Source organism: Bacillus sp. HY001, assembly GCF_007558965.1.
Lineage (GTDB): Bacteria > Bacillota > Bacilli > Bacillales > Bacillaceae_G > Bacillus_A > Bacillus_A mobilis.
Genome location: NZ_VLTE01000051.1, coordinates 1 through 17,822, shown reverse-complemented (window position 1 = coordinate 17,822; position 17,822 = coordinate 1). Strand labels below are relative to the sequence as shown.

Sequence of the window (17,822 nt, the reverse complement as noted above, 5' to 3'; positions counted from 1 at the left end):
TATTTAAATGATTATTGAATTAACATAACTTGCTTATCTTGTTTTTTCATACTACGCGTAAATGCTGTTACACCTGTTCTAGCAATTTCTTTCAAACCGTATGGACGAAGTAATTCAATTAATGCTTCTACTTTCTCCTGCGTACCGGTTACTTGCACAACTATGGAATCCTTCCCAACATCTATTACAGCGGCTCGAAACGGTTCAATTAAACTATATAATTCTGCTCTTGCTACTGATGTTGCGACTTTAATAAGTGCAAGTTCTCTTGCGATCATCGCTTCTTCCGTAATATCTGATACTTTCAGAACATCAATTTGCTTATGAAGTTGTTTAATTAACTGCTCAACTTGCTGTTCATTTTCCACGTGTACAACAATCGTCATCCGTGATATGTCCGATGATTCTGTATGACCTACTGAAATACTTTCAATATTAAAATGCCTTCGTGTCATAACACCTGTAATTCGGTTTAACACACCACTTTGATTTCGAACTGTCGCTGTAACAATTCTCTTCACCTTTTTTCCACTCCCTCCATTTGGTGAACACCTTTCCCTGGCGCAACCATCGGCATTACCTTTTCTGATTGAAGTACACGGCAATCAATTACGACCGGTTCTTGTAATTCAATCGCATGCTGTATTTGCTTCTTTGCAAGAAGTGGATCATCTATGCGAACTCCTTTTATGCCATACGCATTCGCAAGAGCGACGAAATCTGGTTGACACGATAGTAAAGAGTGCGAATATCTTTTGTTATAAAATTCATCTTGCCATTGTCTTACCATTCCTAAAGCTTCATTATTTAAAATAAACACTTTAACTGGTAAGGAGTGTTCTTTTAACACACTTAATTCTTGCAGCGTCATTTGAAATCCAGCGTCACCGACAATTGCAATAACTAGTTCATCAGGCTTTGCAATTTGTGCCCCAATTGCTGCTGGAAATCCGAAGCCCATCGTTCCTAATCCTCCAGAAGTTACCCATTTATCTGGGTTTTTCAGCGGATAATATTGTGCGGCCCACATTTGATGTTGACCAACATCTGTTGTTACAATCGCTTCTCCTTTCGTAAGTTCATATAATATATCAATTGCGTATTGAGGCTTAATACTTTCCGAATTCCGTTTATAAGATAGTGGATATTTTTCTTTTCTACTCTTTAATAAGGAAAGCCAATTATGATGATTTTCTTTCCTTCCTTCCGGTTGAAGTAATACTTCCAACGCTAGCTTAGCACTTGCAACAATAGGAATTTCAGTCGGCACATTTTTTCCGATTTCTGCTGGATCAATATCGATATGCGCAACAGTCGCCTCTTTAGCAAAATAAGCTAAATTTCCAGTAAGCCGATCATCGAATCTTGCACCTATATTAATAAGTAAGTCGCATTCATATAACGCCATATTGGCTGTGTATGAACCATGCATTCCTCCCATTCCCAGAAAAAGTTCATCATCTGGCGGAAAGCCTCCAAGACCAAGTAAAGTATGCACAACTGGGATTTCATATTTACGAGCAAAACTTGTTAACTCTTTTGATGCTTTCGCATGCAATACACCTGCTCCAGCTAAAATTAACGGCTTACTTGCAGCACTAATTGCTTGTAATAATTTGTTTATTTGGAGTAGATTCGGTTCATAATTCGGGTTGTATCCTGGTAAATCCATTTGTACGTCATTACATCGTTCCCCTTGCTCTACCACCATATCTTTTGGAAGGTCAATAACGACTGGGCCTGGTCTTCCTGTTCTAGCAATATGAAATGCTTCTTTAATAATTCGAGGTAAATCTGAAGCTTTTCGCACTTGATAGTTATGCTTTGTCACCGGCATCGTAAGCCCCATAATATCCGCTTCTTGGAAAGCATCACTTCCAATTAACGTTGTTGCTACTTGCCCTGTAAATACAACAAGTGGTAACGAATCAATCATGGCATCTGCAAGACCTGTAATAACATTTGTAGCACCTGGTCCACTCGTTGCAATAACAACCCCTGGATTACCAGTAATTCTGGCATACCCTTCAGCGGCGTGAATAGCACCTTGCTCATGCCTTGTTAAAATATGCGGAATTTCACAGTCATAAAGTGCATCATAAAGAGGTAAAACAGCACCACCAGGATAACCGAAAATCACTTCTACTCCTTCCTTTTCTAGCGCTTCTAACAATAGCTGTGCACCAGTTGCCAGTTTCTCTTCCGTTTTTGAAGACATTGTTTTTATAAGCCCCCTTTTTGAAAACTTTTATCAATAAAAAAAATCCTACGTCCACACTCCAGCTATGTGCTGAAGGGACGAAAGATTTCGCGGTACCACCCTTCTTCGCAAGAATACTCTTGCCTCAGTGACCCATTAATGAGTCTAGCTAATAACGGAGCTACCGTCTAAGCCTAGACAAATGCTTCAGCTTAGCACTCAAGGGCGATGTTCGTCGACGTGAACCATCGGTTTTCAGCAACCACCGACTCTCTGTGAGGCTTCACAATCAACTACTCCTCCCTCTCAACGCTTTCTTATGTTATTAAAAGTTGTTATCCAACTTTATTTTCTTCGTAAATTTTCTCTCCATCTTCTATAACTAACTTTCGGAATTCTTCTAATAAACGATTCGTATGTGGACCTGTTTGCCCTAAACCAATCGTTCTACCATCTACTGTCGTAACAGCAATTACTTCAGCAGCCGTTCCTGTTAAAAATACTTCATCAGCTACATATACATCATGTCTTGTAAATAATTCTTCTCTAACGTCATATCCAAGTTTTTCACCGATTTCTAAAATAGCGTTTCGTGTAATACCTTCTAACGCTCCAGCAGAACTTGGTGGTGTAATTAATTTATTTCCTTTTACAATAAACACGTTATCTCCTGAGCCTTCAGCTACGTATCCTTGATCATTTAACATAAGTGCTTCTTGTACTCCAGCTAATTTCGCTTCAATACGAACTAAAATATTGTTTAAGTAATTTAGTGATTTTACTTGAGGCGACAAAACATCTGGACGGTTTCGGCGCGTTGCAACTGTTACAACCGGAATCCCTTTTTCATAATATTCTTGTGGGAATAAAGATAGTTGTTCTGCAATTACGACTACATTCGGTTTCTTACAAGAATCAGGATCTAATCCAAGATTTCCTGCACCTCTCGATACAACAAGGCGAATGTATCCATTAGATAATTTATTTTGTCGAATCGTCTCAACAACAATATTCGTTACTTCATCTAAAGAATATGGAATTTCTAACATGATGGATTTTGCTGATTCATATAACCGGACAAGATGCTCTCTCAAACGGAAAACATTACCGCTATAAACTCTAATTCCTTCAAATACTCCATCTCCATATAAATAACCATGATCATATACTGAAACTTTTGCTTCGTCTTTTGGAACAAATTCTCCATTTAAGAAAATCCATTGCTCATTCACTGGAAAGCGCCTCCTATGTTCTATGAATTTTTTATTGTTTCCTAGTTTACTCTCCTTTCTAAATAAATCAAGTGAATTTTTAGAAAATTTATAATTTTTAATCGTACGTACATCTTTGATTATATTGATTTGACAGCATTGTTAACGTTTACAAAAAGTCAAAAAATTTTTTTCGCCAAATTCCACTAAAAAAAATATTTGTTTAAAAGAAGGATTTTCATCAATTGATACGAATCTATTGTATTCAATAAACGGACGTCCGTTTTTATAAATTCGGGAATATACAACGACTTTTGCTGAAAAAGGGGGAAAATAAGAAAAATAACGCTGTCTAAAAATAACATTCATATTTTTCATCTCGCAATCATAATCCTATTTTTAAAAAACAATTTGTCAAAATGAAGGAGGAAATCAATATGGCGTGTGTACAAATTAAAGGAACGAGACAAGAGGTAGTAGAAATGCTTCAACTATTTGATCTAATGGATACGAGAGGTTTTTGTAAATTCGATAATTATGTAGAGGTAGAACCAAATAATAAAGAACATAATAATTTTATTGCTTCAATCGACATTCATTCAAATACTTCTTCCGCCCAAGATACTTTAAACGATCAATTCGTAAGTCAAATGCTTACTGGTGTATATAACGACTAAATAAAGTGAAACTTTAATCAGCCTTCACCAATCGGACTTTAATGGGCAACCCGATCCCACCTAACTTCTTTGCTTTCGCTGAATTTTGAGGTAGGGGTCTTACTGCCCATTAAAGCGGGATAAAGTGATACGTTAATTAAGCTATCCTTCAATAACAGAATAAATATAGGCTTCCTACCGTCTTTGCATAAATATATGCGATGTACTTGAGCATACTAGCAACTAGATGGTAGGAGGTGAGAATTATGGCTAGAATTGGCGTTGAAAACTCATTAACAGATGTTCAACAAGCTCTTAAGCAACAGGGACATGAGGTCGTTACCCTTCACTCCGAACATGATGCACAAGGGTGCGATTGTTGTGTTGTAACTGGGCAAGATTCCAATATGATGGGTATTGCAGATACATCTATTAAGGGATCGGTAATTACAGCTCATGGTTTAACAACAGATGAAATTTGTCAGCAAGTTGAGAGCCGCACTTAAAAAAGAAAGAGGACTCCTTTTGAAAAGGAGTCCTCTTTTTTATATTCACCTAACGGGAAAGTAACATATACTGGATGAAAGCCCTACCTCTCTCTCATCATCACGGTTCCAATGACCGCTCCTTGATTCACTAGTATACCTATAAAGCCTACAATTATAATTTATAGGGTTTGTTCACAAAAGTTGTTGGTAAGACTACCCGATCTTTCGCAAACTTTTCGTATTATATTTATAAGATTTATTTACTTTACACTAGCTGTAACCGAGACACGAATTAAAATTTTAACACCAATACAATAACTTGTCAACATTTTTTACAAATTAAAAACAGACGGTAACGGTTTGTCTGTTTTAGAATGGAGCTTTTTCTTTTATTACATATACAACAAAACCGCTTACTAACATACATAAGCCAACTACTAAGTTTTTGATATTAATCATAAATTCCTCTCCCTTATTCCACACATCATATATATTTACAGTTCAATTATTCCGATCATCCTAAAGCGCACTTTTTCTAATATATCATAATTCCTAAAAAATGCAAGTTCACTTTTGGCGACCATTTACAAATTTATCTACAGTGCTTGGTACAGTATTTAAAGCCTTTTCAATTAAATGCGTACTACTATTGAGGTGCAATACTTGCACACCGTTAGCACCAACTACTAAAAAAGCAACTGGACTAATAGAAACCCCAGCCCCGCTTCCGCCTCCAAATGGATGACTTTGCTTGTTCTCTTTATGTTGCCCTTGTCCGTTATTATGTTTTTCAGAAATAAAATCACCTTTAAAATCACTTCCGCCGGCACCAAAACCAAAAGCCACTTGAGATACTGTTAATACTACATTTCCATCAGCCGTTGAAACTGGGCTTCCGACAATTGTATTTACATCTACCATCTCTTTTAAATTTGTCATTGCTGTTTTCATTAAATTTTCAATTGGATGTTCCATTATGTATTGCACCCTTTCCTTCTTATTCTTTTTTATACTTTCCAAAATAGAGGAAGTCATACTAACTTTTCCTATTTCAAAAAAACAATTTCTTCCTTCTAAATGGATATTACTTCCTGTACATACTCGGATAAAGTGAAACTTTAATCAGTGGGGGTTTTCTTCATCCCCCACTGATTATTAGCCCTCACCAATCGGACTTTAATGGGCAGCCCGACCCCCACCTAACTTCTTTGCTTTCGCTGAATTTTGAGGTGGGGGGCTTACTGCCCATTAAAGTGGGATAAAAAAGAAAAAGAGAAACATACTACTATTGAACCTTGTTATGAAAGGAGTTATGACTTTGACTGAGAAATTTGATGAGTATAAAAAAAGAGATAGAATAGATAGTGATTATAGTGACTATAACGAAGAATATGCAGCTGAGGTTGCACCACAGCGCATTGATTATGATTACGATGAGAAAGATCATAAAGATGATGTAAGATCGTCAGCCGCTGGATCAACTGCTGGCTTTATCGCTCTTGCTTTATCTATCTTATCACTCTTTACCTTCCCAACATTATTTGGTCTTGTTTCTGTATTACTAGGGATTTACGCTTATAATCGCGGAGCTACTGTAACTGGTGGTATCGCTGCGATTGTCGGCGGAATTGCAGCACTCATTGCAATTTTATTCCGAGTAGCACTTGTCGGATTATTGTTCTCCCTTTTTTAAAATGAAAAAGGTATCTCGCTTATGCGGGATACCTTATCCTGTAAATACATCTTCCGATGGATATTTAATTTTTTGTTTTGCTGGTCGCGCTAAAGAAAACACAAGTGTTAACGGTCCAATTAATCCGCAAAACATAACAAACATAATAATGCATTTTCCAAACGCTGATAGCTTTGCAGTAATCCCCATCGTTAACCCTACTGTACCGAACGCTGAAATTGTTTCAAATAGTAACTGAATAAAGCTGAAGTTTTCTGTAAGCATTAATACAAATACAGCTGCAAAAATGAGGATTTGACTGGCAACAGCAATAGCTAACGCTCTCGTTACTGTCGACATTTTTATTGTGCGCTGAAATAATACGATTTCCTCTTTCTTTCTAAAGAAAGAAAGGACAGATGTAACTAAAATAACAAACGTTGTTAATTTAATCCCTCCACCCGTTGATACACTTCCTGCACCAATAAACATTAAAACCATCGTAAATAATATAGATGATTCTTCCATACCCCCGTAGTCAACTGTATTAAATCCAGCAGTACGAGGAGTAATACCTTGGAAAAAAGAAGCCCATAACTTTTCATTTAAAGGTAAATTCCCTAACGTCTTCACATTATTATATTCCAATACAAAAATCACAATCATCGCTATAACATTTAACGCTACTGTTCCAACAATCATAATTTTGGAATGAAGCGATAGTTTTCGAAAACTACGGCTATACCATATATCAATTAATACAGTAAAACCGAGACCACCTATTACGATTAAAGAGCAAATCCCTATATTAATAATAGGATCTCCTACATACCTTGTTAAGTTATCCGGCCATAGAGCAAATCCAGCATTATTATAAGATGCAATCACGTGAAAAATGCTATAGTATACACCTTTTCCAAAACCAAACTCTGGAATAAAGCGAAATGATAAAAAGATGACTCCAATCAACTCAATACAAATTGAAAATATAAAGACACGTTTTACTAATTTTACAAGACCACCTATATTTGTCTGATTAAATGCCTCTCCAATTAATAATCGATGGCGTAATCCGATTTTTTTACCTAATACCCAAACAATTAAAATGGCAATTGTCATAAGACCTAAACCGCCTGTTTGAATTAAAAACATAATAACAATCTCGCCAAACATCGTAAACGTACTTGCAGTATCTACTACTCCCAATCCCGTTACAGTTGCTGCTGACGTTGCCGTAAAGAAAGCATCTACCCAACTAATATGTACTTTCGTTGCGAATGGTAACTTTAATAACAAACCGCCAACCACAATTAAGCAGAAAAAACCTAATGCTAATATTTGTGGTGGATTTAATCGTATAAAACGATTATACAACCCTTGTCTTTTCGTTACTTCCATATTCACTAACTCCCTTTTTCTCCTCATAACTAAAAGCTTATAACAAACCTTACATAGCGGGATAAACCTTATATTCTCATAATATAGTTGAGCATAATCCTTTTTTTCATAGTTTTCAACTTTTATTTCATTTTATGACGAGACACTTTCTATTCTATTTATTCTCACTCTATAACTCTCGCAACAATCATGTTATATGTATCATTTCTCAAATCCTCATACCTTTCACTCTATGTTCACGCCAAGGTCACATCTATCTTTTATAGTATATGTATCGAAGTTGTTCCTCCCTAATTTATAAGACATTCCCCAGTGTCTTGAACAACTTCCATCCCTAATTAAATTGACATAAATTGTCCCCTTCCTTGACCATCTCTTATGTGATGGTCTTATTTTTTTGTCTTTATCCTTTATGTAAAACTCCCTCTCTCTTTCACTCTATGTTCACACCCCGGTCACATCCATCTTTTATAGTATATGTATCGAAGCTGTTCCTCCCTAATTTATAAGACATTCCCCAGTGTCTTTGAATAGCTTCCATCCCTAATTAAGTTGACATAAATTGTCCCCTTCCTTGACCATCTCTTATGTGATGGTCTTATTTTTTGTTTACTCTAGCTTCTATTTAAAACTCCCTCTCTCTTTCACCCTATGTTCACACCCCGGTCACATCCATCTTTTATAGTATATGTATCGAAGTTGTTCCTCCCTAATTTATAAGACATTCCCCAGTGTCTTGAACAACTTCCATCCCTAATTAAATTGACATAAATTGTCCCCTTCCTTAGGCCATCATTTGTGATGGTCTTATTTTTTTGTTTACTTTATCCTTTATGTAAAACTCCCTCTCTCTTTCACCCTATGTTCACATAGGGGTCACATCCACCTTTTATAGTATATGTATCGAAGTTGTTCCTCCCTAATTTATAAGACATTCCCCAGTGTCTTGAACAACTTCCATCCCTAATTAAATTGACATAAATTGTCCCCTTCCCTAGACCATCCTATGTGATGGTCTATTTTGTTTTCTAACTAGATTTCCCGATTTTTTGCTTACTCTAGCAAAAGCAATCTATATTTAAATAGATATTTTTATACTAAATATTCAGAAAATATTGTCAAAATAGGTAGTTTTTCGGTACAATTAATGTAGAAAGTAATTTCACAAAAATAAGGGGGGGTTATATTGAAACAAACAAAAGCAATTTTAATTGCATTATTTCTCGGTTTAGTTGTCGGACTCACTTTAAATTTAGCTGCACCATCCATTTTTGAACCATTAAATCAATATGTGTTCAATCCACTTGGTCAATTGTTTATTCGACTCATTAAAATGCTAGTTGTTCCTGTTGTGTTCATTTCTATCGTGCTTGGGGCTGCTGGGCTTGGAGACCCGAAACAACTTGGAAGAATCGGCTTAAAATCAATTTCATTCTTTCTTGTCACTACAGCCGTTGCCATTTCTATTGCAGTTACATTTGCACTGATTATACAACCAGGATCTGGTGGTAACTTTAAAACCGAAGGGCTTAAATATGAAGGTGCAAAAACCGAAACATCTTTCGTCGATACACTACTCAATATCGTACCAGATAACCCAGCAAAAGCGATGGCTGATGGAAACATGTTACAAATTATTGCTTTTGCCGTACTAATCGGACTCGGTATCGCTATTTTAGGAAAACGAGTTCAAGGTATCCATTCATTACTTGAACAGGGCAACGAATTAATGATGTATCTTGTTAATCTCGTTATGAAATTAGCTCCAATCGGAACATTTGGATTGCTCGCTTCATCCGTTGGTAAAATGGGTCTTGCAGGCGTCGCTGCGATGTTCAAGTCTATGATTGTCGTTATGCTAGTACTTATTATTCACGGCGTCTTCGTCTATGGTGGATTATTAAAGGTATTAGCAAAAGAAAGCATTGTCCGTTTCTTTAAACATTTCGGACCAGTAATGGCAATTGGATTTAGTACATCTAGCTCTAATGCATCTCTTCCATTTGCAATGAAAACAGCACAAGAAAAACTTGGTGTTCCAAAAGCGATAAGTTCTTTTGTACAACCACTAGGTGCAACTATCAATATGGATGGTACTGCCATTATGCAAGGTGTAGCAACTGTGTTTATCGCTCAAGTATATGGAGTTGAGCTTACTATATCCCAATTAGCTGTCGTCGTATTAACTGCTGTACTAGCTAGTATCGGTACTGCTGGTGTACCAGGCGTTGGACTTGTAATGCTTACGATGGTTTTAAATCAAGTAAATCTACCAGTAGAAGGTATTGCCTTAATTATCGGTATTGACCGTATTCTAGATATGTCACGAACAGCTGTAAATATTTCTGGCGATGCGATTTGCGCAATGATTGTCGCAAAATCAGAAGAAAAATATAATACGGATCAATCTGCAGCATCTTAAATCAAAAAAGGAGTGAAATGATTCACTCTTTTTTTGATTTACTTCCTTTTTTCGAACGATATTCTTTTCCTTTGTTATCATTACCAGTCTCAAATTCAGTGCTAAACTCTTGCTGAAATTGACCTGATTTCGGTGAGCCTTGATTTCCGCTCCCTTTACTACCATTTCGATTTGTCATATTTTTGCCCCCTTCCTTTACTAGTAGTATGTTACATATTTTCTTTTTTATAATCTTTTACATACGAAAGAAGACCTTCCTCATATAAGGAAGGTCTTCTCCTTTTTAATGTAAGCGTTTTCTTATTTGTAACGAATTAAATAAGTTTTTTAGAAATAGATATCATGATATTCATTTCTTCTTCTGAAAGGGCGGAGAATCTTTCTTGTAAATATTTCTTTTTCTCCCCTTCCATTTTCGCAACCAAATCTTTTCCTTGCTCTGTAATCTCTAAATATACAACTCTGCGATCTGATGTAGAACGTGAACGGGTTACAAAGCCTTTATTAATTAATTTTTCTGTAACAGCTGTAATATGACTATTCGATACATTTAATTCGTTAGCTACACGTGATACCATTTCTTTATTCGTACGGTTCAATATTCTAAGGACGATGAACTCATTCCACGGTATGTAACCACCAAATATTTTTCCAATATCATTACGCAACGTGCGAAACATAGCAAACACATTTGTCGATAGTTCTTCCATTAATTGCTCTCGATTTTGAGACAATTTTGACAGCTCCTTTTATTTCATTTAATTAAATAAAAACCTTATTAATAATTTTACATGAAATCTTACTTTTTGTCACCTTATTTTCCCATAATTCGTAGTTTTTTAATATACATTTCATGATACAATAAAATTAAATTTCCAAAAAAAGGAGATGAGATAGTGAGTGAAGAAGACAAATTTTCTAATCTTAATCTAAAAGATAAGACTTTGATTATTGGTTTTGTTATTCTATTTCTCATTATAATTTTTGCATTTATTTTCTTTGTATATGTAGGAATCTTTCATATGACAGGTATAGAGTATAGATCACGCACTGCTTTACTTCTATTTTTTTTATTAATCACTTTCTTAGACGGTATTACATTCTTTATATTCGGTTTCCTCAAGGCGTTGCTATACCCAATGACAAGAAACATGCCCAATCGGCTGGCTATTACCCTTTTTGCAATCATTGAAATTACGTTAGATTGGTTCGTCATTCATACTGCCGACGATTGGATAGAGAGCGTACAACTGTCCAACATAGCTGAATTATGTGTCGTACTATTCTTTTTCCTAGTAAATACATTATTAAGCGACAAGAAAGAGTAAGAATACAAGCTTTTCTATATAAAAATTGGTACAATGAAAACAAATCATACTAAAGAGGTGTTACTTATGAACTTACAACAATGGGCTGATAAAGGTATGTCCTTTGATACATATGTGAATGAAATGAAAGTAAATCAATACGAGCTACTACACATTTACAATAACTTTTTAATTCCAAATGAATTACTTCCTGTATTAGAAGAACGCCAAAATGATGGCTGGCGTGTTATCGTATTAACTGCTGATTGGTGTGGTGACGCTCTTTTATGCGTACCTGTTATGAAACGAATTTCTGAAGTTGCAAATATTGATATGAGATTATTAATTCGCGATGAAAACTTAGAATTAATGGATCAATATTTAACAAATGGAACAGCACGTGCCATTCCAATCTTTATTTTCATTGATAAAGATGGAAATGAACAAGCCGTTTGGGGACCACGCGCTCCAAAAGTACAAGAATTAGTAACTTCTATGCGCGCTACATTGCCTGAAAAAGAAGATCCAACATTCGAGGAAAAACAAAAAGAAATGTACGCTAACTTCCGTGCTACATTAGCGGATGACACTTCTCTTTGGGAACATGTAATGGAAAGTATGATGGAAAAAGTAGTAAAATAAAAAACTGCCGAACTCGGCAGTTTTTTTATTACATAATGAAGAAGAAATAGAATACCGCAGCTAAAATGAAACGGTAGTAAGCGAACGGTGTTAGTTTTACACGAGCTAATAATTTTAAGAATGAAACAATTGCAAGCATCGCAACAATGAATGCTGTAATAAATCCTGTTGCAAATAATGGGATATCAGCCGTACTTAATACATCCCAGCTTTTAATTAAATCTAAACCACTTGCAGCTACCATCATTGGTACTGCTAAAATAAATGTATATTCAGCCGCCGCTGTATGTGACACGCGAGCTAATAAACCACCACTTATTGTAGAACCAGAACGAGAAAACCCTGGCCAAAGCGCTAAACATTGGAACATTCCAATTGTAAATGCTTGCTTATATGTGATTTCATCTAATGTTCTTGCTGTACTTGGTTTCGAAAACTTCTCAGCAACAATCATTAAAATACCACCAGCCACTAAACTGATGACAACTGGGCCTGGCCCAAATAAAACTTCTTTAATCGCACTATGGAACAATACGCCAAGTATGCCGGCAGGAATCATCCCGATAATAATATGTAATAAATTTAACGATGGTCCCTCTGTTACTTTCCCTATACCTACTAAAGACCATAGACGCTTCCAAAATATAACAACAACTGCTAAAATCGATCCCAATTGAATAACAACTTCGAAAACTTTCGCTCTCTCATCGTCAAATCCAAGTAAATGACCTGTTAAAATCATATGTCCTGTTGATGAAACTGGTAAAAACTCTGTTAAACCTTCAACAGCACCCATGATTATTCCAATTAACCAATCAGCCACGAGTAGTGCCTCCTTAATAACGAATATGTAATTTTTTCACACCTTATCATAATACCTTATCCCTTTTCAAAGTGCATCCTTTTTTTATCGCTTCCATATGTTCGAAGCGCGTATTTCTTTTCTATTTTTTAATTAAATTGTATGATAGTGAGGGTTTGTTTTTATGCGGAAAGGGGCTTTTATGAAAGAAACTAATTCATTTTCACAAAAATTAAAGCAATTTGTATTACTATTTTTCCCGATTTTCGTAACACAAATGTCATTATTTGCAATGAGTTTTTTTGATACGACAATGTCAGGGCACGCGAGTCCTCTTGATTTAGCGGGTGTTGCTATCGGAACGAGTATATGGCTTCCCGTTAGTACCGGATTAACAGGCATTTTGATGGCTACTACTCCAATTGTTGCACAGCTCGTTGGATCAAAGAAAAAAGAGGATGTTCCCCAAGTTATCATACAAGCAGTATATTTAGCAATTTGTGCTAGTTTCGTGGTCATCCTTATCGGTTTCTTCGCTGTTTCACCTATTTTAAACGGCATGCGCCTGGAAGAACCTGTGGAACGTATTGCTGCACAATTTTTAAGTATTATTGCAATTGGAATTATTCCTTTATTTACTTACACTGTTTTACGCGGATTTATTGATGCATTAGGAAAAACTCGCACAACAATGATCATTACATTACTATCATTACCAATTAACGTAGTATTGAATTATGTATTAATTTTCGGTCATTTTGGTTTTCCAAAACTCGGTGGTGTCGGAGCAGCAATTGCATCTGCAGCAACTTATTGGTGCATTTTAATTATTACCGTTATTATTATTCGTACGAAAGAGCCTTTCGCATCTTTCCATATTTTTAAACAATTATATCGTCCTTCTCTTTCAAGTTGGAAAGAGTTCTTAAAACTTGGCGTCCCTATCGGATTTGCTATCTTTTTTGAAACGAGTATTTTCGCTGCAGTGACACTTATGATGAGTAATTTTAGTACGACAACAATCGCAGCGCATCAAGCAGCTATGAACTTCGCTTCCTTGTTATATATGACTCCTTTAAGTTTAGCAATGGCAATGACCATCGCTGTTGGATTCGAAGTTGGAGCAAAGCGATATAATAACGCAAAACAATATGGATTTATTGGAATTGGCTTAGCACTTGCATTTGCCCTATTATACTCAATTCTTCTCTACTTCTTTGATGATGAAATTGCTTCTATTTATACGACAGATATACAAGTACATCATCTAGCAAAAGAATTTCTCATATTTGCGATTTTATTTCAAATTTCAGATGCAATTGCAACGCCTGTACAAGGGGCACTACGTGGTTATAAAGACGTAAATGTTTCCTTAATTATGACATTAATCGCTTATTGGGTAATAGGTCTCCCTCTCGGTTACATATTAGCAACGTATACTGACTGGGCAGCAAAAGGATATTGGATCGGTCTTATTATCGGTCTAGCATTTGGTGCTATCTTCCTTCTCGTCCGTCTCTTTCAAGTTCAAAGGAAATATACAACAGAAAACCGCCGCTCACGATAGAGGGGCGGTTTTCTTTATGCATATTTTTTCTTTGAACGTATAACATAATGAAAAAGAAAGGTGGATACATATGGACGAAAAAGAAAAAAAGCAATCATTCGATGAAGAATTCGCCCCTGAAATTTCACCTGGATATCGACAAGATGTACATAAGCCACCTAAAAATAAAAACACTTCCTTTTTAATGGGTATTACCATTTTCGCTGCTGTACTACTTGTGCTTATCATTTTTGTTTATTTTTAAGGAAAGGTGACATATTATATGAAGAAACAAAATTCCAATCATACGAAAAGTACTGTAAAAACAGAAAAAGGGTATGCAGGTGATTCTGTTCTTACTCAGAAACAAGTCGAACAAGGAAATTTATACATTGCGCAAAAAGAACTTGGTCAACAAAATGAAAACCTTTAAAATCCCTCAAAGAACTGGGGGATTTTTTTATCGGCTATTTGTAACACTTTATTGTACATACTGCTTTTGTTCTAGCACCTTAAATATATTATTAACCTTTACAATTTTCATTTCATAACTCAATTTCATTTCGCTTCTCTTACCATTTTCAGTACCCGCAACGTACGCTACAGTTTGATAGAGAAAACTTTCATCCGTCACTTCACGCATATCCTCGTTTATAAATTTATACTCTAAATCTCGAAAACGATTTGGATAATAATTTTCTATTAATCGGTCATACCCTCTATTTAAAAATATTTCTTCAGCTTTTCGTTTCACATCTTCTTTATTTTTAAACTCAAACACAGATAATTGCTCTGTCACAAAATGTTCTCCTACCTTTTTCATTTCATTATGAGTTAAAGTTTCTATACTTTTGTTCTGTAATCCCTTGTTTAACCCGTACTGATCAATCGGTTTATAGCTAGCAAAAACCTCCTCTTTATATGACCAAAACAATCCAAAAGCGATACATAAAGAAGTAATTAGTATTCTTTTCTTCATAACAATCCTGCTCCCTCTTCATAATGATAGTTATATTTTAACATATAGAAAGAAAATTCTGATATCATAAACTATGAATAACTTAACTTAGAAATGAGGAACAATTATGGACTCTTACAAACAATATATAAAAGAAGCTTTGCCTAATCTTTCTATACATTCCTATAAACAAAATGAAGAAGGGTGGGATAATGTAGCTGTTATCGTAAATGATGAACTACTGTTTCGTTTCCCTCGAAAACAGGAATATGCAATGCGAATTCCGTTAGAAAAAGAACTATGCACACTTCTCTCTTGTTCACTACATGAAATTGAGGTTCCACAGTATCACCTATTATATAGAAATGATACTGATGCGGTTCCACTTTGTAGCTACTATACACTCATTCATGGTGAACCATTAAAAACAGACATAGTAATCAAGCTTGAGGATAAAGAACTACAAACTATTATTACACAATTAGCTACCTTCCTTGCAACCCTACATAGTATTCCTTTAAAACAAGGTACAAAGTTAGGACTCCCTGTTGAAAAAACACTTACCTACTGGAAAGAGCTACAAACTAAGTTAAATCAGTATGTTACTAATAGTTTTACTTCGTTACAGAAATCATCTTTAAATCGGTTATTCGAAAATTTCTTTACTTTTATCGATACAACCACTTTTCAAAATACAATTATTCACGCTGATTTTACACATCATCACATTTTATTTAATAAGCAGAACAAAAACATTTCAGGGATTATCGATTTTGGTGATGCTCAAATTGGCGATCCTGCTTTTGATTTTGCTGGGCTATATTATGATTTCGGACGTGAATTTACTACATCAGTATATGAACAATACAGTACGCTTATTTCACACGATGACCCATTACTCATTCACCGCATTACGAGTTTTTATCAATACAGTCCTTTACTACATAATATGATTTATAACTTTGAAACAAAGAATGAACTTGAATTCCTAGCGTGTACAGAGCACCTGAAAGTAATACTACAGGGATGAGATTACATTCTCTCCCTATACTCTCTCTCCTCATACATCATTAACTTTTTATCCATTTCAACAATGACTTGATACAATTGAAATGCTTGTAAAATTTGCAGTTGAATTCCAAAAGGAGCATTCTGTTCTTTTAACCATTGAAATACTTTCGTTTCATCTTTCATTGATTATTCCTCCCTTTATCCCGCTTTAATGGGCAGTAAGACCCCCACCTCCAAATTCAGCGAAAGCAAAGAAGTTAGGCGGGGATCAACTGCCCATAAAAGTCCGATTGGTTCAACTAATAATCAGTGGGGGATGAAGAACCCCCCCACTGATTAAAGTTTCACTTTATTAAAATCTGCTACAAATATACGGTAAATGATGAAAAGCTTTTCATGTCAATAACAAAAAAGGATGCAAATTTGCATCCTTTAATGTACGATATTTTTCTTCTGCTTCGCTTCTTTTTTTACTTCTTCCCCTTGGCATTCGCTACGAAATGCACAACTTATACACTCAGAACGAAAATGACGCTCTGTATAATGCTCAGGTTGTTGCAACATTGCTTTCATTCTAGATAAATCAGCCATTCCAGTTATAATATCTTCCTGTTTCGGAACGTACTCGTACTTAGTTCCTTCTATTAAATTAATAACTTCAATTTTTCCGGGAAGAATGCCGAAAGCTTTATAACTGAATACTGTCATTAACTTTTGACAAAGAACAAGCATTTCCTCATCCGCATCGACAACATACTTTTTAATTACAAACGACTCAGTACTCCACTCACCAACTTCTAATGTCAATGACATGTGGACACCTAACTCTTCCATATATGTTTGAAATTTTTCATATAAAAATAACGGCGGTGTTTGACTATCATCTCTTTCAACAAACTGTAATAAATGATCCGTTAACTTCGCTAACACAATATAATACTCCGTCTTTGAAGCAAACATATTAACCCTTACTTTTTTCCAATACTTTTCTATTAATATTAAAAGTACGATTTTCGTTTGTTGGCCCGCAGGTAGTGTGTAATATTCGTTAATAATTCGATTCACAATCATTTGTGCGATTTGTTGCCATTCAAACGAAGAAGGTTCTCTTCTTTTTATATGACGAAAATAAAATTTATGCGGACAACGCATAAAATCATACAAATGATAATCTGTCATCGTTTTGATTGCGATTTTCTCATGCACTTGCTCTTCATCTCCGATACGATAAACTTAACTAAATCTATACAATTCAATCAAATCCACACAAGTTAGTGCTTCATCGTGTTCTCGCAGCCCCAAAGGGACGAGGGGTATAACACTCCACACGAGGCAGTATCGTTACCTCCTATTATCAAGCATTTATTGTACCCATCTTGATAAATTTATCGACGCATTTACATCCCTATCATGATGGCTATTGCATGAAGCACAACGCCACTCACGTATTTTTAAACTCCACTGTCCTTCTGGTTGAACTGAATGGTCGTATTTTACTCCGCAACATGA

At 35.5% G+C, this 17,822-nt stretch carries 24 protein-coding genes and 1 other annotated feature; of the genes, 10 read left to right on the top strand and 14 right to left on the bottom strand.

The window, feature by feature from the left end; translation table 11 throughout:
• Positions 1–11: 11 nt before the first annotated feature.
• The 4 genes from ilvN to FOT98_RS33295 form a co-directional block, all read right to left on the bottom strand.
• Positions 12–521, bottom strand: a complete 510-nt coding sequence (ilvN, locus tag FOT98_RS21805) for an acetolactate synthase small subunit (RefSeq protein ID WP_000822948.1) — start codon at positions 519–521, stop codon at positions 12–14.
• Entirely contained in the window at positions 518–2,218 is a 1,701-nt protein-coding gene (gene ilvB / locus FOT98_RS21800) for an acetolactate synthase large subunit (protein WP_063261932.1), read from the bottom strand. Before ilvB ends, ilvN begins: the two co-directional genes overlap by 4 nt.
• Positions 2,219–2,291: 73 nt before the next feature.
• Positions 2,292–2,519: a binding site (T-box leader), on the bottom strand.
• A gap of 16 nt (positions 2,520–2,535) precedes the next feature.
• Positions 2,536–3,432, bottom strand: a complete 897-nt coding sequence (ilvE, locus tag FOT98_RS21795; RefSeq protein ID WP_001005497.1) for a branched-chain-amino-acid transaminase — start codon at positions 3,430–3,432, stop codon at positions 2,536–2,538.
• 141 nt (positions 3,433–3,573) lie between these two features.
• Positions 3,574–3,789 (bottom strand): hypothetical protein, encoded by a 216-nt coding sequence (locus tag FOT98_RS33295; RefSeq protein WP_071722330.1) that lies wholly within the window; start codon positions 3,787–3,789, stop codon positions 3,574–3,576.
• A 59-nt stretch (positions 3,790–3,848) separates the two neighbouring features.
• On the opposite strand from FOT98_RS33295, the gene FOT98_RS21785 reads away from it, so the two are divergent.
• Both FOT98_RS21785 and FOT98_RS21780 read left to right on the top strand, forming a co-directional pair.
• Complete coding sequence (locus tag FOT98_RS21785; RefSeq protein WP_063261931.1) at positions 3,849–4,088, top strand: DUF3911 family protein; 240 nt, start codon at positions 3,849–3,851, stop codon at positions 4,086–4,088.
• A 245-nt stretch (positions 4,089–4,333) separates the two neighbouring features.
• Positions 4,334–4,573 (top strand): YkuS family protein, encoded by a 240-nt coding sequence (locus FOT98_RS21780; RefSeq protein ID WP_061678665.1) that lies wholly within the window; start codon positions 4,334–4,336, stop codon positions 4,571–4,573.
• A 351-nt stretch (positions 4,574–4,924) separates the two neighbouring features.
• On the opposite strand, the gene FOT98_RS21775 is transcribed toward FOT98_RS21780, so the two are convergent.
• Both FOT98_RS21775 and ytfJ read right to left on the bottom strand, forming a co-directional pair.
• Complete coding sequence (locus FOT98_RS21775) at positions 4,925–5,014, bottom strand: hypothetical protein (RefSeq protein WP_000608225.1); 90 nt, start codon at positions 5,012–5,014, stop codon at positions 4,925–4,927.
• A gap of 108 nt (positions 5,015–5,122) precedes the next feature.
• Complete coding sequence (gene ytfJ, locus FOT98_RS21770; protein ID WP_063261930.1) at positions 5,123–5,590, bottom strand: GerW family sporulation protein; 468 nt, start codon at positions 5,588–5,590, stop codon at positions 5,123–5,125.
• 265 nt (positions 5,591–5,855) lie between these two features.
• On the opposite strand from ytfJ, the gene FOT98_RS21765 reads away from it, so the two are divergent.
• Positions 5,856–6,248: an imidazole glycerol phosphate synthase gene (locus FOT98_RS21765; RefSeq protein ID WP_116758375.1), complete on the top strand. Its 393-nt coding sequence runs from the start codon at positions 5,856–5,858 to the stop codon at positions 6,246–6,248.
• 33 nt (positions 6,249–6,281) lie between these two features.
• Here the strand turns inward: FOT98_RS21765 and FOT98_RS21760 are convergent, their stop codons facing one another.
• Positions 6,282–7,625 carry a TrkH family potassium uptake protein gene (locus tag FOT98_RS21760; RefSeq protein WP_000454120.1) on the bottom strand — a complete coding sequence of 448 codons (1,344 nt, stop codon included), beginning with the start codon at positions 7,623–7,625 and terminating at the stop codon, positions 6,282–6,284.
• A 1,186-nt stretch (positions 7,626–8,811) separates the two neighbouring features.
• On the opposite strand from FOT98_RS21760, the gene FOT98_RS21755 reads away from it, so the two are divergent.
• Positions 8,812–10,047: a dicarboxylate/amino acid:cation symporter gene (locus FOT98_RS21755; protein WP_063261928.1), complete on the top strand. Its 1,236-nt coding sequence runs from the start codon at positions 8,812–8,814 to the stop codon at positions 10,045–10,047.
• A gap of 22 nt (positions 10,048–10,069) precedes the next feature.
• Here the strand turns inward: FOT98_RS21755 and FOT98_RS21750 are convergent, their stop codons facing one another.
• Complete coding sequence (locus tag FOT98_RS21750) at positions 10,070–10,225, bottom strand: hypothetical protein (protein WP_000184933.1); 156 nt, start codon at positions 10,223–10,225, stop codon at positions 10,070–10,072.
• A gap of 136 nt (positions 10,226–10,361) precedes the next feature.
• Positions 10,362–10,781, bottom strand: a complete 420-nt coding sequence (locus FOT98_RS21745; RefSeq protein WP_000081442.1) for a MarR family winged helix-turn-helix transcriptional regulator — start codon at positions 10,779–10,781, stop codon at positions 10,362–10,364.
• A 162-nt stretch (positions 10,782–10,943) separates the two neighbouring features.
• Between FOT98_RS21745 and FOT98_RS21740 the strand changes: the two genes are divergently transcribed.
• A complete protein-coding gene (locus tag FOT98_RS21740; RefSeq protein ID WP_063261927.1) occupies positions 10,944–11,375 on the top strand; it encodes a regulatory YrvL family protein in 432 nt (143 codons plus the stop codon).
• Positions 11,376–11,408: 33 nt separating this feature from the next.
• The gene (locus tag FOT98_RS21735) at positions 11,409–11,996 is read left to right on the top strand and encodes a thioredoxin family protein (RefSeq protein ID WP_002070995.1); all 588 of its coding nucleotides are present in this window, start codon (positions 11,409–11,411) and stop codon (positions 11,994–11,996) included.
• A 28-nt stretch (positions 11,997–12,024) separates the two neighbouring features.
• Here FOT98_RS21735 and uppP read toward each other — a convergent pair whose 3' ends face one another.
• Positions 12,025–12,819 carry a bacitracin resistance undecaprenyl-diphosphatase gene (uppP, locus tag FOT98_RS21730; RefSeq protein ID WP_063261926.1) on the bottom strand — a complete coding sequence of 265 codons (795 nt, stop codon included), beginning with the start codon at positions 12,817–12,819 and terminating at the stop codon, positions 12,025–12,027.
• Between the two features lie 181 nt (positions 12,820–13,000).
• On the opposite strand from uppP, the gene FOT98_RS21725 reads away from it, so the two are divergent.
• The 3 genes from FOT98_RS21725 (at position 13,001) to FOT98_RS32490 (ending at position 14,777) form a co-directional block, all read left to right on the top strand.
• A complete protein-coding gene (locus tag FOT98_RS21725; protein ID WP_063261925.1) occupies positions 13,001–14,365 on the top strand; it encodes an MATE family efflux transporter in 1,365 nt (454 codons plus the stop codon).
• Positions 14,366–14,435: 70 nt separating this feature from the next.
• The gene (locus FOT98_RS21720; RefSeq protein WP_000343557.1) at positions 14,436–14,609 is read left to right on the top strand and encodes a hypothetical protein; all 174 of its coding nucleotides are present in this window, start codon (positions 14,436–14,438) and stop codon (positions 14,607–14,609) included.
• 18 nt (positions 14,610–14,627) lie between these two features.
• Positions 14,628–14,777, top strand: coding sequence for a hypothetical protein (locus FOT98_RS32490; protein WP_063261924.1), 150 nt, complete (start codon positions 14,628–14,630; stop codon positions 14,775–14,777).
• Positions 14,778–14,825: 48 nt separating this feature from the next.
• On the opposite strand, the gene FOT98_RS21715 is transcribed toward FOT98_RS32490, so the two are convergent.
• Positions 14,826–15,323, bottom strand: coding sequence for a hypothetical protein (locus FOT98_RS21715; RefSeq protein ID WP_063261923.1), 498 nt, complete (start codon positions 15,321–15,323; stop codon positions 14,826–14,828).
• 106 nt (positions 15,324–15,429) lie between these two features.
• Here FOT98_RS21715 and FOT98_RS21710 point away from each other — a divergent pair, with 106 nt between their 5' ends.
• Positions 15,430–16,332 (top strand): aminoglycoside phosphotransferase family protein, encoded by a 903-nt coding sequence (locus FOT98_RS21710; protein ID WP_063261922.1) that lies wholly within the window; start codon positions 15,430–15,432, stop codon positions 16,330–16,332.
• 2 nt (positions 16,333–16,334) lie between these two features.
• Here FOT98_RS21710 and FOT98_RS32485 read toward each other — a convergent pair whose 3' ends face one another.
• The 3 genes from FOT98_RS32485 to FOT98_RS21700 all read right to left on the bottom strand — a co-directional run.
• The gene (locus FOT98_RS32485) at positions 16,335–16,496 is read right to left on the bottom strand and encodes a hypothetical protein (protein WP_016088745.1); all 162 of its coding nucleotides are present in this window, start codon (positions 16,494–16,496) and stop codon (positions 16,335–16,337) included.
• Between the two features lie 249 nt (positions 16,497–16,745).
• Complete coding sequence (locus FOT98_RS21705; RefSeq protein WP_063261921.1) at positions 16,746–17,519, bottom strand: hypothetical protein; 774 nt, start codon at positions 17,517–17,519, stop codon at positions 16,746–16,748.
• A 156-nt stretch (positions 17,520–17,675) separates the two neighbouring features.
• Positions 17,676–17,822: zinc ribbon domain-containing protein (locus tag FOT98_RS21700; RefSeq protein ID WP_144291144.1), on the bottom strand; the 147-nt coding region annotated here is incomplete at its 5' end.

Excerpts from the sequence above, each read along its gene's own strand:
- FOT98_RS21720 (WP_000343557.1), top strand. The coding sequence starts at position 14,436 with ATGGACGAAAAAGAAAAAAAGCAATCATTCGATGAAGAATTCGCCCCT.
- FOT98_RS32490 (WP_063261924.1), top strand. The coding sequence starts at position 14,628 with ATGAAGAAACAAAATTCCAATCATACGAAAAGTACTGTAAAAACAGAA.
- FOT98_RS33295 (WP_071722330.1), bottom strand. The coding sequence starts at position 3,789 with ATGAAAAATATGAATGTTATTTTTAGACAGCGTTATTTTTCTTATTTT.
- FOT98_RS32485 (WP_016088745.1), bottom strand. The coding sequence starts at position 16,496 with ATGAAAGATGAAACGAAAGTATTTCAATGGTTAAAAGAACAGAATGCT.
- FOT98_RS21725 (WP_063261925.1), top strand. The coding sequence starts at position 13,001 with ATGAAAGAAACTAATTCATTTTCACAAAAATTAAAGCAATTTGTATTA.
- FOT98_RS21775 (WP_000608225.1), bottom strand. The coding sequence starts at position 5,014 with ATGATTAATATCAAAAACTTAGTAGTTGGCTTATGTATGTTAGTAAGC.
- FOT98_RS21750 (WP_000184933.1), bottom strand. The coding sequence starts at position 10,225 with ATGACAAATCGAAATGGTAGTAAAGGGAGCGGAAATCAAGGCTCACCG.
- FOT98_RS21785 (WP_063261931.1), top strand. The coding sequence starts at position 3,849 with ATGGCGTGTGTACAAATTAAAGGAACGAGACAAGAGGTAGTAGAAATG.
- FOT98_RS21765 (WP_116758375.1), top strand. The coding sequence starts at position 5,856 with ATGAAAGGAGTTATGACTTTGACTGAGAAATTTGATGAGTATAAAAAA.
- FOT98_RS21735 (WP_002070995.1), top strand. The coding sequence starts at position 11,409 with ATGAAAACAAATCATACTAAAGAGGTGTTACTTATGAACTTACAACAA.
- FOT98_RS21780 (WP_061678665.1), top strand. The coding sequence starts at position 4,334 with ATGGCTAGAATTGGCGTTGAAAACTCATTAACAGATGTTCAACAAGCT.
- FOT98_RS21715 (WP_063261923.1), bottom strand. The coding sequence starts at position 15,323 with ATGAAGAAAAGAATACTAATTACTTCTTTATGTATCGCTTTTGGATTG.
- FOT98_RS21760 (WP_000454120.1), bottom strand. The coding sequence starts at position 7,625 with ATGGAAGTAACGAAAAGACAAGGGTTGTATAATCGTTTTATACGATTA.
- ilvB (WP_063261932.1), bottom strand. The coding sequence starts at position 2,218 with ATGTCTTCAAAAACGGAAGAGAAACTGGCAACTGGTGCACAGCTATTG.
- FOT98_RS21710 (WP_063261922.1), top strand. The coding sequence starts at position 15,430 with ATGGACTCTTACAAACAATATATAAAAGAAGCTTTGCCTAATCTTTCT.
- ytfJ (WP_063261930.1), bottom strand. The coding sequence starts at position 5,590 with ATGACTTCCTCTATTTTGGAAAGTATAAAAAAGAATAAGAAGGAAAGG.